Consider the following 12,074-nt stretch of genomic DNA (forward strand, 5'->3'; position numbering starts at 1 on the left):
TCAACGACTATCGCGAAACGATAACCTAGTCGTTGCCGGGATACGTGTCCCTCTGCCCAGCCCGTGGGCCGCAATGGAGCCGGCCTACGGCTCCGTGGTGGTGTCGGTCGTGCTCCTAAGGACAATGGCGATTGCCTCGAGCATGAGGTTTTGAACGGTCGTGTCGCGAGCGATCGCGGTCCTCTTGAGTTCGCGCCGGAGTTCGGGGCTCACGCGGACCAAAACGCCACGGCGGGCGGGCTGCGCCTCGAGCCCGGGCGTCAAGACGCCGAAATGGTCGTCGCCCGCTTTGCCGGTGTCGGCCATCATGGCGTCGCCCAAGCTCGCCTTATGCTTCTTCATTGGCTCCTCCATCCAGCCTCAGGTCGCGACAGATGGCTCGCCACAAAGCGCGGTACTCCGCAGCGGCATGCCCTTCGGGCTCGACCTCGGCGACGCCCGCCCCCCTCACGGTGGAATAGGGAACACTCAGCCGGTGCGTAATTTGATGCGGCCAAAGACGCGAGCCGATGTCGGCGAGCGCCTGCCGGGCATCGCGAACCATGGGCGAGGCACATGTGCCTCGATACGGCGGTGCCGCGTTAAAGATTACCGCATACCGCGCGCCCTCCGACTGCAAAAGCTGGATCGCGGTCCGCGTGACCCTGAGGTCGAACAGGGTGGGACGCATGGCGACCACGGTTAAATCGACGCGGTGGGCTACCGCCGGCACGTGGCGCAAAGCTGGCGGCATGTCGATCACCAGGAACTGCAGACCCGCACGCCTGGCCGCCTCTATCGTATCGTCGAGGGATCCGGGACCGCAACGGCAGACGGGTATGTCGTTGCTCTCGCGGACGCACCTCCAGACGAACGCCGATTGTTGGAGGTCGGCATCTATCACGCCGACCTTAAAATCGGCCATCCTGGCAAGAACGGCGATGTTGAGCGCAGTCGTGGACTTGCCCGACCCGCCTTTGCCAACGAAGGCGACCGTTGCGAGAAGTGATGCTCTCTTCACGCGCGCGCTCGCGGAGGCGCAAGTCGGAACAGACCCCGATCCCGCCTGTGGCCGTGCTGCGACCCGCAAGCCGGCAACCCGCTCGTGCACCTCAATAACTCTCCTCGCTTGCTTGGCCGACCATCTGGGCCGACACAGAACGGGTGCTGAAACCGTTCACTTCTAACGCTTTCACGTCGCAGCGCATTTTGCGAGCGCTCATTTGTGGACAGAAAGCTGAGGTAAGGTTCGAAAAGGGCTTAGGCTTACGAGCGCTTATGCCACAGGGCTTCGCGCGCCATCACAACGCAACAGGTCATGAAATTCCACTGGGGATGAAGCGTCGGCCCACGTCATCAAAGGCGCGCTTCGCATAGCTTGACACTCCAAATCGCGCAGAAATTATCCCGCCGCTTCAATAGATTAGCTAAATAGTCCGCGGGGTATGATGGCAGGTCGGGACAACAACTCGCTCCGCTCTTCATCTGCGACTGTACACCCGCGTTTGCCGATACCGCTTCCGTGACAATCCAATGCCGCGTCATTTGATCGACGCCGTCGTCCTGCTGCTGGATAAACCTATTAGCTTAGCAAATCGCCGGCCTGCTTGCTTATCAGCTTGCTAGCTTGCTGACGCCTCTCGCTCGCAAACCTAGGTAACTAGCTAGCTTATTAACTAGCAAGCTTGCTCACTTGGTCCTTAGGGCCGGATCAATCAGTTGCCGCCTGCCCTCCCCAAACCGACGACTTGCCCTACCGCCCGCGACTCCGGTGCGGTGACGCGATCTGATCCGGGCAAGGTAGGCTTCCAGATCGCTCACTCCTTCGCCGAGACTTCCGTTCAACGTGGTGTACTCGTCGCGTCGCCATTTGGCGCCTCGCACCCGCAATGTGATCAATTTCATAGTTGAGCAGGTGCGCCAGATACGGGCGACACTTGCCGCAGCGTCGACGAACCACGAGGTCGCCGATCGGGTAGATCGCGCTCCGTTGCTCAAAACGTCGACCTGTAACCATAGACTTTGAGTCAAAATGCTAACCGTAATTGGACTGTTTCGAAACCATTCGCGCGATACTGCAATCACGTGAAGCAGTGATCGCATGAAGCAATGATCACGTGAGAGCGTGTTCACGTGAAGTAATGGAGATCAGGGTATGGCCAAACGCGCCAAAATCAGGCACCTGGCAGAGCTTGTTGAGGCATCTCAGGACAGACAACCGCGGGGGCAAAAGCGAGCGCTCGAAGGAACAGACGCCGGTATATCTCACGATTTGTCGCAATTACCGGCGCGCGCCCCCGGTGCTCAGCTCGCCAACAACGGTGAGTCCCTCCCTTGAGGCGCTCAATCGAAAGCGAAGGAGCACTTCTAAACCGGATACGACGATAAAGCGAATGGGTCTTTACCTCGATGAGGAGCTGTACTGGCGAATCAGTGACTACGCACATCGGCATCGCACTAAGATGCACCCCATTATTGTCCGTGAGCTGCGAAGGGTCATGGGGGAGCTTGAGGCGAAGGAGCGCGCGTCGGCCTCTCGTTGAGAGCCTCCGCCAATTTCGAGTTCCGCCGTAACCTGCAGCATGCCTTTCGACGACCGATTGCGTGCGCGCCGATGCAGCGAAGAGATTTGCATCCTCATCAGGGGTGGCGGCGCACCATTAGGACCAAAGCACAGCGACGAGACGGCTCCGATCTTGGCCTCGCCTCGTTCCGGCCCTGTTCGTCACACTCACGGCGGCCGGTGAATCCCGATCGGCCCCAGCACTCCTAAATCGCGGCGAAATCAGTCGGGGCGGAGCTGCGGGAAGGCGATCACAGTTGAGGTCGGAGCATCATCCTCTGTCTGGACGCCCTCTGCTCCTGCAGCATCGGAACGCTGTGCCTCAAGCAAGACGGCGATGTCGGCCCCGTTGAGGCTTCCCCGCTCCAATAGGTGGCGCGCGGTCGCGATCAACACGCTTCGATTAGCCTCCAGTAGTCCGCGGCAGGTGCGATCCGCCTCGGCGAGCTCGATGCCGACCGCCGCTCGGATATCGGCGAAGCGGAGGAACTCCTCGGCCCGACGCAGGTCGCCAAGATGCGTTAAGGGCGACGGCCCCGACAGCCCCAGTCCGCCCAACATCGCGCAGCTCAGCCTGGTGGCCTCCGCCAGATCTTGTTGGGCGCCGTGGGACGCCTCACCAAGCAGGACTTCCTCGGCGGCACGGCCGGCAAGCAAGACTTCAATGCGTGACCTATAGTCGCTCGCCGTGCCCTCGAAGAGCTGGCGGGTGGTACGCATCGACATCCCGAGCCGCCGGTCCGTGTGCGTCGTGTTGGCGACGACGCCGTCGGCGCCAAAGCGAAGCACGTCGACCAAGGCGTGTCCGGCTTCGTGGGCCGCCGTCCGCCAGCGTTGCTCGTCGGAGAGATTGTCGTCGCCGACGACGGCGTGACGGAGGTCGTCGAGAGTGAGCTCGCGGTTCTCCCGCCGCGCCATACGGCGTGCGTCCTTCACCGCGCGCTCCGCGTCGGCGCCGGTCATGCCGGCTGCCGACATCACGACGGTGGAGATGTCGGCGCCGACGAGATCGCCCTTCAACCGAACCCGGAAGATCTTCTCGAGCTCGTCCTGATCGGGCGGACTGATGCGCACCACGTTCTCGAAGCGGCCCGCGCGCAGCAACGCGGGATCGCAGGCCTCGACCTCGTTGGTGCAGCCGATCAGGAACACGCCCTCCCGCCGGCGCACACCATCAACCTCCTCAAGCAGCGCGTTGATGCAATTCCTGACGTAGTCTGAGTGCGAGTGCTTGACCGCGCGACGGTCGACGAAGCTATCGCATTCCTCGAGCAGCATCACGCAGGGCGCCTGCGCCCGGGCGGAGGCAAAGTCACGGCGCATGGCCGCCAGGAAATCGCCCAAATGCCCCTCTGCCTGCCAGGAATAATACGAGCAGACGATCAACGGCATCCCGGATTTCGAATCCTTGCCTGCCGCGCTACGCGCGAACGCCTCTGCAAACAGCGTCTTGCCGACGCCGGGGGGGCCGGCGAGCATCAGGGCGCTCGAGACCGCATCCCAGGGGATCTCGCCGCGTCGCCAGGCGGCGAGATCGGCGATCGCATCGTCAGCCCAGGCGCGCGCACCAGCCATGCCATGGATCTCGGAGAGCACCAGCCCCCGCGACGGCCGTTCGGCCCTCTTCGAGTCGGCGAGACGGCGCAGCTCGTCGACGCATTCTTCCGGCGTGCGGTCGAACCGAATCGCGGCTGCGAGGTCGCCTACACCGACATCGCGCATCGTCTCCGCCGGCACATCGACCGCCGTCCTGATGCCGGTGACGGCGCGGATGGTGCGCGACACCGTCGTAGGATCGAGCATCGGCAACTCGATCCGGTGCCCCGCCGCTTCGTTCAGCACTTTCGGAAGGCAGGCGCGGCCGTTGGACGAGAACGCCACGAAGGGCAGCGCGTAGGCGCACATGTCGGCAGCGACGCGCTCCAGCCGCTGTTTGGCAGCGCCTTTGAGCGGCTCCTTCAGCACGATATAGGCGCCGTCGAGACCGTCGCGACGGCCGGGAGCGGTCTTGACCAGGTCGATCATACGCAGCGCGTCGTCGAAAAACATCCCGCGCCAAACGCCTTTAAGCGCGTCGAGCATCGCGCCGTCGGCGACGTCGACGACAACGGGAGCGCCGCCGCAGATCAAGTCCCGCGCAGCGTCCGGCGCGGCGTCGAAAGCGCGGGCGAGCAGCAGCGCCGCGGCAATTCGCGCCGGGCTCGGGGGGCATCCCTCGCGGCTTGCATTCTCCTCGAAGCCAGTGTCGTCATCGACATCCGCCGAGCGCGTCAGACTGGCGAAGCCGCCCGAGCGTGCGATATGCGGTCGATCGGCGTCGGTGGCGAGGTCCTGCCTGAAGCGCAACGCATCGCGCCAAGCCTGCCCGTAAGCCCGCCGCTCGATGGGTCCAATGCCGGTGCCGGCGAAGGACACCGGACGGTGCGTATCGCCATCATGGGGTCCAATGACACTCGGCATGCTCGTGGTTTCGTTCATGTCTAGACCTCGATGAGAGGATCGGACCCGAGTCGTTCGTTCGGGTAGCCAAGCGCCGCGGCGAAGTCCTGCTCGTTGTCGCTGGCGACGACGATCAATGACGCGCCCAAGCCGGAAAAATCGGCATGCAGGTCGCTCGTCGGCTGCACCGTCACGACCCACCTCCCGTCAGCCGGGGCGGCGTCTTGGGAACACGGGCGCCGGTACGGCGGCTGCCAAGCCAGATCTTGTGCATCGACCAGGATGCCGAGAGGCGCATGCGCTCGCGCGGCTCGATCGGCATGCGGGCGAGCGTGTGCGACAGCACCATCGCCGCGGCGGGATCGAAGAAGGCGCAGGCCAGCAACACCGTCATGCTGAGATCGACGCGCAGGCTGATGCGCCCGGGGATCCGGCGGCCGACGACGAGGCCGATTGCCGCGGCGGCATCGCCGCGGATCGCCGCCCGCCATTCGGGCATAGTCGCGGAGATCCCGGCGACGAAGGTGGCCACCTCGGCGCGCGCATGCTCGTCGAAGGATTCGGCGGTCTTCGTCCGCCAGTAGAAGAGCACCGGGGGCATGCCCTCGCCGCACATGCCTGCGCGTTCGTTCATCGGGAAAGCTCCGTCGTTCGCGCGGAAGGCCGCGCGTGATGTCGAAATGCGGAGTTAGAAGAGATTAGGCGAGGGAGGGTCCTTGGCGGACCCTGCCCTGCCTCGCCGGGACACGCCCCGTCACGTCACGCCGTGCCGGACCACGCCTAGCCTCGCGGTGTCGAGCCAAGCCAAGAACTATTCGAGCTGCGACTCCTCGATCAGGAAGCGACCGAAGTCGGGACGGTGGTCGCCGATGCCAAAGGGACCCGCCATGCGGAAGTAGCTGACGACGTCCTCGCGGTTGATGATGGTGGTGATGAAGGACCCGCGCACGGTCGCGCTCCAGCCGTCGAAGCACGGGCGCGTGCGCGCCACCCGCGAGTCGTCGACGCGCACGATCTCGCGGTGGCGGAAGCGGGGGTCCTCCCAGAGCTCTTCGACCGTCTTCGGGCCGTCGTAGTCGAGCATCGCGGGACCCTCGGCGACGAAGGCCGCCTTGGTCGCCTTGCCCTTACGGACCGTCTTGGCGCCGTTGACGAGCGCACCCTTGATCGCGGACGGCGGCAGACACGGCCGGCCTTCGTGAAGCCACAGCGATCCGTGCCACTCGAGCTCCGCAATCCGGTGATGGTCGGCGTCGGTCTTATGCTGCTTTCTCGTGAGCTTTTTGAGCGCCCTCGCGGTGGGGTCGAACGGGTCGGCGAGCCTGCTGGAGTGCATCAACATCGGGCCGACGCCGACCAGACGCAGCGTGATCATCTCCACCGCCATAATCAGATGTCCCCCTCGGTGGGATCGAAGAGCGGCGCCGTCTCGGCGATGCTGCGGACAATGTTGGCGTACGAAGCCGGCTTGGCCGCGTAGCGACGGGCGCGCAGCATGCTGGTCACCACCTCGTGGCATTCGTGGCACAGCACCGTGAGGTCGCCGTCGCGCTCGTCGCCGAGATTGTCGTAGGTGCGATGATGCGCCTCGAGCTGCTCGGTCGCCGCGCAGAGCACGCAGCGATGGCCGGCGGCCGCGATTGCGCGCTGGCGAATTTCCCGCCAAGCGGCGCTGCGCAGATGCTTCTCGTAATTCACCATCGGACATCGTCCCCGGTCAGTTTCCTGAGGGGCGGTGTAGCACAATCTTTCTGGTTCGGGGACAAATTGTCCCCGAAAACTCAAAAATTTTCGTTAACCTTAACGGTCGGTTAACAGGAAAGGTAAAAGTCTAACCATTCACTTAGTCGGTCTTAGCTCGCTCCATTCGGAGGCCTAGCCAAAGAACTGATAGATCCTGCATCACATAAACAGCGCCGCGATGGACGACCACCTGCTCACCCCTTCCCTGCTTCGAGCAGCGCGCGCGCTGCTCGGATGGAGTCAGGCCGAACTGGGGCAGAAGGCTGGCGTGTCGCGGAAGGCCATCGCAACGTTCGAGACGGCCGAGCCATCCAATCGAATCGATCCGCGCCGCAAGGCAGTGCTGTGGACGCTGAGGCAATATCTCGAAGTCGAATGCGACATCGAGTTCACCTTCGCGAGTGACAAGACGGGCGAAGGAGTACGTCGCGCGAAGCCGCGATAGCTCTTGAGTGGTTGGGCGACCTAGGGTCTAAACTCAGGCAGTTGGTTGATCCTGCCGAGCTGAGTCGCCGTTATGAAGAAGCCATCAAAGGCCCCCGCCAGCCAGCCTAAGCTACCGCCGCCGCGTCCCGCTCCTCCGCTACCGCCAAAGCTGCCCTTCAGCGGGAAATCCTTCTTTCTGAATGATCTAGGCAAAACGCTATTCCCATTGCGTACCAACAAAGTCTTGGGCGAAGCCGCGTTCGAGAAGTTCGTCGAGTACGCCAAATCGAACTCGGACCACTTTCTGCCACAAAAGCGCGTGTTTGCGATGAAGCAAGGCGGACACCTTCGGCGTACCTTCAAGCTCGATCCAGTCGCCGAAATGTTCCTCTATGACCTTTTGTATCGCAATCGCCGCTTTTTTCGCCGCCCAACTGACAAGAAGCGCGAGACATTCGGCTACAATTTCGAAGCGGGCGAACCGACCGAGGCCACCCTCTCTTATCGGGGATTCAAGGGAGCGACGAGCCAATACAGGAAGACCTATACCGGATCATTTCAAGCAGTCCGCCATACGCCAGCGATTTTGCTGTCGCCATTGCAAACGTCTTGGCAGATGCGAAGGGAAGAGCCTTGGCTCCAGAAGACCTCTGGCGGCTGGTTTACGAGCGGGGGCGCGATCTTCCTACGACGGTTGACCTCTCGACTGTCAGAGGGTGATCCGCAAATGTTCGATGAGCTTCGGTATCGTTGGGCGCTGAGGAGGTTTTTGAAAGAACATAATTTGGCGCGTCGATCCTACGATCAGGTGACTGATGAGCCCGAAGCAGACGGTACGAATTTTCCAAAATTCCACGCAGGCAAAGCCCTGAACTTGCAAGCTCGCATGCTAGATAAATTTCGATCGGATTATCTTCTAGATCAGGCCCATAGATTCCACGTCCCCGTTACAGATCGAGAAGAGGACTGGGATTCGTTCCCGCCGGATTACAGTTACGAGAATCGCTACCTCACGGCGGGGGCAGCTCAAAAGCTGCGGGCTGATATCCGGGCAGAGCAAAAGGCTGATTGGGATTACTGGGCGAACAGAGTTACCTTGGGACTAGCTCTGATCGGCAGCATCTTCGGCATCCTCGCTTTTTTCAAAAGATGATTTGGGAGGAGCACGGTGTTCGAAGGGATCAAGAGGCGATGGGCAGAGGCAAGGGCAACGGAGGCGAGAAAAGAAGTTGAGGACACGCTGCGGCGTTGGTACGCGATGAACGCCCTCGATCAGCACCTTGTTGTGTCGGCCTTCGAGGCAATGACGTCAGAAATGCCTGATGCCTTAAGCAACGCTCAAAAGGCGCAGATGGCCAAAGGAATTATGAAGGCGGCGCGAACTGCATTTTCTACGAGGGGCGACAACGTGGTGGCGCACACGAGTCGCGTGAGCGCTTTCGGCGGCGCCCTCGTATCTCTCTATTTGGAATGCCAAACATTGCCCGGCGAGCAAGCCACCCGCACTGTCGCACTCATTGAGAATTGGAAGCAGCAGGCGGAGTGTTGACGCCACGCCAACGGCGGGTGGCTTGATGCCCCTCCGTTTCCTTTCATGTCACCCCGCGATGGCCTCGCCAGCGCGCCAGCCGTTTCTGCCGGTTTCAGCAATCTCTGCGGGCTCGCACGACGACGCGGCCGATGATGCCGATACCGAGCACATCGCACCTTGGAGTCGGCGAAGACTAGCGACTCGGCGCGCCTCTCCGTCAGTGTGTTCGGCTATCTCTCCGGCTTGATCTCTCTGGTGACGCTCATCGTCTTGAGCGTCTCGGCTTGATTGGCAAGCCGGATACGCAGAGTGAAAGTGAGATCAACACCGTTGGCTGTGCTCTCAACCCACGGCAAACATACGCCGAGTGAGGAACAGCTGGGTCTGATCAGGAGCTTAGCGATGCGAACAGCTGGCAGCCGTACTCAGTGGTCGCGCGGCGAAATCCATTCCCCGATTTGGATGATCTCGCCTTGCGCCAGCGGCTGCCGAAATAGCAAAGCAGCCGCTCAAAGACTCGAGCCGCGGCGACTCGCGACGCACATGTGGTCTCGGCGACAAGTAGCAATGACGATGTTCGAGGTTGCAGCAATCGACGCCCTGGCTGCCCGAACTTCGTCGGTTTCGGAGCAAAGCGAACGTAGATCGAGGCCGCCGGGTTTATGGATACACGGCCTAGCACTACTTTGGCAGATTGCTGATTTTGGCGCGCTTTATAGGATTCCCGAATCAATTTTTCAATGATTCATGGGTGGTCGGCTCTTGGAGGGCTGACCATGCCGGGATGGGAAGACGAACTTGAACGCTGGCTGATGCCGTTCTTGGACCGGCTGGGTCATAAGACTCGGCAGCGGATGTGTCCTCTGTATGTTGCGGGACTGATCGGTCCTGGCGATCGCAAGAGCGTTCAGCCGATGGCGGAGCGCCTTGCCACGGGCAACTACGACCAGCTGCACATTTTATAGCGGACGGTGTCTGGGACGCGACGCCGCTGGAGACGGAGCTGCTCAACCAGGCGGACCGACTTGTGGGCGGCAGGGATGCGGTGCTCGTTATTGATGACACCTCACTTCCCAAGAAGGGTGAGCGCTCGGTCGGTGTTGCGGCTCAATACGCCTCGGCTCTCGATAAAACGGCAAATTGCCAAACACTGGTGTCTTTGACGCTTGCGCGCGGCGAAGTACCCGTGATGGTCGCGTTACGTCTCTTTCTGCCTGACAGTTGGACAAGCGACGTGTCTCGTTTGAAGCGTGCTCGCGTGCCACTCGAACACCGAACGTCACGGTCCAAGCCGGAAATTGCTTTGGCCGAGATTGATTCGCGCGATGGCAGCCAACGTGCGCTTTGGATGTGTGCTGGCCGATGCAGGATACGGACTTAGCGCACCATTTCGACAAGGGCTAACAGAGCGCGGGCTGGCTTGGGCTGTCGGCATCCCTCGGCACCTGAAGGTGTATCCGGTCGATGTGAAGCTCATTTGGCCGATCACCAAAGTCCGCGGGAAACCACGAAAGCACCACGTGCCCGATATCTTATCAATTGGGGCCGAGCAAATGCTGGCCAGCGCCAAATGGAAAACCGTGAGTTGGCGTAGCGGTGACCTGCCCCTGCGTATTTCCTCCAGATGGAGTTAGAGTCCGGCCCGAAGAAGGACGGACAGATGAAGCGAGCAAGGTTCACGGAAGAGCAGATTATCGCGGTATTGAAGGAGCATGAGGCTGGAGCAAAGACGGCCGACCTGGCTCGCAAGCACGGGGTCTCGGAAGCAACGATCTACAATTGGAAGGCCGAATTCGGCGGCATGGACTTTCAGAGGCGAAGCGGCTGAGGGCGCTGGAGGACGAGAACGCGAAGCTGAAGAAGCTTCTAGCCGAGCAGATGCTCGACGCCGCCGCCCTTCGCGAGCTGCTTTCAAAAAATGGTAGGGCCCGCCGCCAAGCGCGCTGCGGTCGCGCATCTGCAGGCCGTCATGAGCCTGTCGGAGCGGCGGGCCTGTTCGATTGTCGGAGCGGATCGGAAGATGATCCGCTATCGCTCCAGCCGTTCTCCGGACGCGACTCTCCGTGGCCGGCTGCGTGACCTTGCCAACGAGCGGCGGCGGTTCGGCTACCGCCGCTGTTCGTGCTGCTGCGGCGGGAGGGGGAGCCATCGGGGATCAACCGGATCTACCGGCTTTATCGCGAAGAAGGGCTCACCGTCCGCAAGCGGCGGGCTCGCCGCAAGGCCGTGGGGACCCGTGCCCCAATCCTAGTCGAGGCGATGCCCAACGCGCGCTGGTCGCTGGATTTCGTCCACGACCAATTCGCCAACGGTCGGCGCTTCCGCATCCTCAACATCGTCGACGACGTCACCAAGGAATGTCTGGGCGCCATTCCGGATACGTCGATCTCAGGACGACGCGTCGCCCGCGAACTGACGGCCGTCGTCGAACGACGCGGCAAGCCAGGAATGATCGTGTCCGACCACGGCACCGAGTTCACCTGCAATGCCATGCTCGCCTGGTGCAGGGACGCAGCCATCGACTGGCACTTCATTGCACCGGGAAAGCCGATGCAGAACGGCGTCGTCGAGAGTTTCAACGGCCGGATGCGCGACGAGCTGCTCAACGAGACTCTGTTCTTCGATCTCGACGACGCCCGCGCCAAGATCGCCAATTGGGTTGCCGACTACAATCTTCAGCGGCCTCACTCGTCGCTGAAATACATGACCCCCGCGGCTTATGCCGCCCACCTCACCGCAACGGACGATCGGCTACGCAACCCCGACCAGCTCCGCCGATCGTCCGTTGCTACAACCGCGCCACTTGGCGTACAAAACCCCGAGGCTCTAACCGCGGCCGGATGAAAGTTCGGTGGCAGGTCAGCGGGACGAAAGGTCGGCTTAAAAGCCCAATTTGCTGCTGTCCGTGTCCGGACCGCCGACGGCCCTCCGCAGCGGATATGGGATAAAGGTCAGCAGCATCTCCCAGGCGACGAAGCCTGGCTCATTGGCGAGCAACGTGCGTCCGGGGAGAAGAAATACTATCTGGCCAATCTTCCGGCGGCGGCGGATCTGCGCACGCTGGCCGCCACCATCAAGGCACGGTGGATTTGTGAGCAGGCGCATCAGCAGTTGAAGGAGGAACTTGGACTTGATCACTTCGAAGGGCGATCATGGCAAGGCCTTCATCGCCACGCCCTGATGACAATGATTGCCTACGCCTTCCTGCAACATATCGTCGCCTCGCACACGCGGGGCGGAAAAAAAAGAATCTACGGGCCTCCGCCTCAGCCAACCATGCCAGCCGTACGTCACGCCATCGTCGATCTCATCCTTCGGCCGCCGTCTCAGCATTGCCCATATTGCCGAAGGCAAATCCGTGAAAAACAGCGGCGAAAACACAATCTGCCAAAG

The 12,074-nt window shown here is 61.7% G+C and carries 11 protein-coding genes and 3 pseudogenes; 7 read left to right on the forward strand and 7 right to left on the reverse strand.

Annotated features, from left to right (window positions below):
• Positions 1 to 84: 84 nt before the first annotated feature.
• The 7 genes from P6U27_RS26135 to P6U27_RS26165 form a co-directional block, all read right to left on the reverse strand.
• Complete coding sequence (locus tag P6U27_RS26135) at positions 85 to 342, reverse strand: ribbon-helix-helix domain-containing protein (protein WP_122404559.1); 258 nt, start codon at positions 340 to 342, stop codon at positions 85 to 87.
• A complete protein-coding gene (locus P6U27_RS26140; RefSeq protein WP_160118857.1) occupies positions 329 to 1,000 on the reverse strand; it encodes a ParA family protein in 672 nt (223 codons plus the stop codon). Before P6U27_RS26140 ends, P6U27_RS26135 begins: the two co-directional genes overlap by 14 nt.
• Before the next feature lie 1,764 nt (positions 1,001 to 2,764).
• Positions 2,765 to 5,020, reverse strand: coding sequence for an AAA family ATPase (locus P6U27_RS26145; protein WP_209296340.1), 2,256 nt, complete (start codon positions 5,018 to 5,020; stop codon positions 2,765 to 2,767).
• Between the two features lie 2 nt (positions 5,021 to 5,022).
• Positions 5,023 to 5,175 (reverse strand): hypothetical protein, encoded by a 153-nt coding sequence (locus P6U27_RS26150; RefSeq protein ID WP_160118858.1) that lies wholly within the window; start codon positions 5,173 to 5,175, stop codon positions 5,023 to 5,025.
• Positions 5,172 to 5,615, reverse strand: a complete 444-nt coding sequence (locus P6U27_RS26155; protein ID WP_122404563.1) for a hypothetical protein — start codon at positions 5,613 to 5,615, stop codon at positions 5,172 to 5,174. Before P6U27_RS26155 ends, P6U27_RS26150 begins: the two co-directional genes overlap by 4 nt.
• A gap of 177 nt (positions 5,616 to 5,792) precedes the next feature.
• Entirely contained in the window at positions 5,793 to 6,368 is a 576-nt protein-coding gene (locus P6U27_RS26160; protein WP_122404564.1) for a hypothetical protein, read from the reverse strand.
• 2 nt (positions 6,369 to 6,370) lie between these two features.
• Positions 6,371 to 6,682 carry a hypothetical protein gene (locus P6U27_RS26165; RefSeq protein WP_122404565.1) on the reverse strand — a complete coding sequence of 104 codons (312 nt, stop codon included), beginning with the start codon at positions 6,680 to 6,682 and terminating at the stop codon, positions 6,371 to 6,373.
• A gap of 220 nt (positions 6,683 to 6,902) precedes the next feature.
• On the opposite strand from P6U27_RS26165, the gene P6U27_RS26170 reads away from it, so the two are divergent.
• The 7 genes and pseudogenes from P6U27_RS26170 to P6U27_RS26200 form a co-directional block, all read left to right on the forward strand.
• Positions 6,903 to 7,169 carry a helix-turn-helix transcriptional regulator gene (locus P6U27_RS26170; RefSeq protein WP_122404566.1) on the forward strand — a complete coding sequence of 89 codons (267 nt, stop codon included), beginning with the start codon at positions 6,903 to 6,905 and terminating at the stop codon, positions 7,167 to 7,169.
• 72 nt (positions 7,170 to 7,241) lie between these two features.
• Entirely contained in the window at positions 7,242 to 8,303 is a 1,062-nt protein-coding gene (locus P6U27_RS26175) for a hypothetical protein (protein WP_145987032.1), read from the forward strand.
• Between the two features lie 15 nt (positions 8,304 to 8,318).
• Complete coding sequence (locus P6U27_RS26180) at positions 8,319 to 8,699, forward strand: hypothetical protein (RefSeq protein ID WP_122404568.1); 381 nt, start codon at positions 8,319 to 8,321, stop codon at positions 8,697 to 8,699.
• Positions 8,700 to 9,535: 836 nt separating this feature from the next.
• Positions 9,536 to 9,894 (forward strand): annotated as a pseudogene (locus tag P6U27_RS26185) (transposase); the annotation flags it as partial.
• A gap of 37 nt (positions 9,895 to 9,931) precedes the next feature.
• The gene (locus tag P6U27_RS26190) at positions 9,932 to 10,315 is read left to right on the forward strand and encodes a transposase (protein WP_407192809.1); all 384 of its coding nucleotides are present in this window, start codon (positions 9,932 to 9,934) and stop codon (positions 10,313 to 10,315) included.
• Positions 10,316 to 10,341: 26 nt separating this feature from the next.
• A pseudogene (locus tag P6U27_RS26195) lies at positions 10,342 to 11,525 on the forward strand (IS3 family transposase).
• A 2-nt stretch (positions 11,526 to 11,527) separates the two neighbouring features.
• A pseudogene (locus tag P6U27_RS26200) lies at positions 11,528 to 12,043 on the forward strand (transposase); the annotation flags it as partial.
• Between the last annotated feature and the right edge of the window lie 31 nt (positions 12,044 to 12,074).

Origin of the sequence: Bradyrhizobium sp. STM 3566 (assembly GCF_045571445.1) — a bacterium.
Taxonomy (GTDB): domain Bacteria; phylum Pseudomonadota; class Alphaproteobacteria; order Rhizobiales; family Xanthobacteraceae; genus Bradyrhizobium; species Bradyrhizobium vignae.

Excerpts from the sequence above, each read along its gene's own strand:
- P6U27_RS26170 (WP_122404566.1), top strand. The coding sequence starts at position 6,903 with ATGGACGACCACCTGCTCACCCCTTCCCTGCTTCGAGCAGCGCGCGCG.
- P6U27_RS26160 (WP_122404564.1), bottom strand. The coding sequence starts at position 6,368 with ATGGCGGTGGAGATGATCACGCTGCGTCTGGTCGGCGTCGGCCCGATG.
- P6U27_RS26175 (WP_145987032.1), top strand. The coding sequence starts at position 7,242 with ATGAAGAAGCCATCAAAGGCCCCCGCCAGCCAGCCTAAGCTACCGCCG.
- P6U27_RS26135 (WP_122404559.1), bottom strand. The coding sequence starts at position 342 with ATGAAGAAGCATAAGGCGAGCTTGGGCGACGCCATGATGGCCGACACC.
- P6U27_RS26145 (WP_209296340.1), bottom strand. The coding sequence starts at position 5,020 with ATGAACGAAACCACGAGCATGCCGAGTGTCATTGGACCCCATGATGGC.
- P6U27_RS26165 (WP_122404565.1), bottom strand. The coding sequence starts at position 6,682 with ATGGTGAATTACGAGAAGCATCTGCGCAGCGCCGCTTGGCGGGAAATT.
- P6U27_RS26155 (WP_122404563.1), bottom strand. The coding sequence starts at position 5,615 with ATGAACGAACGCGCAGGCATGTGCGGCGAGGGCATGCCCCCGGTGCTC.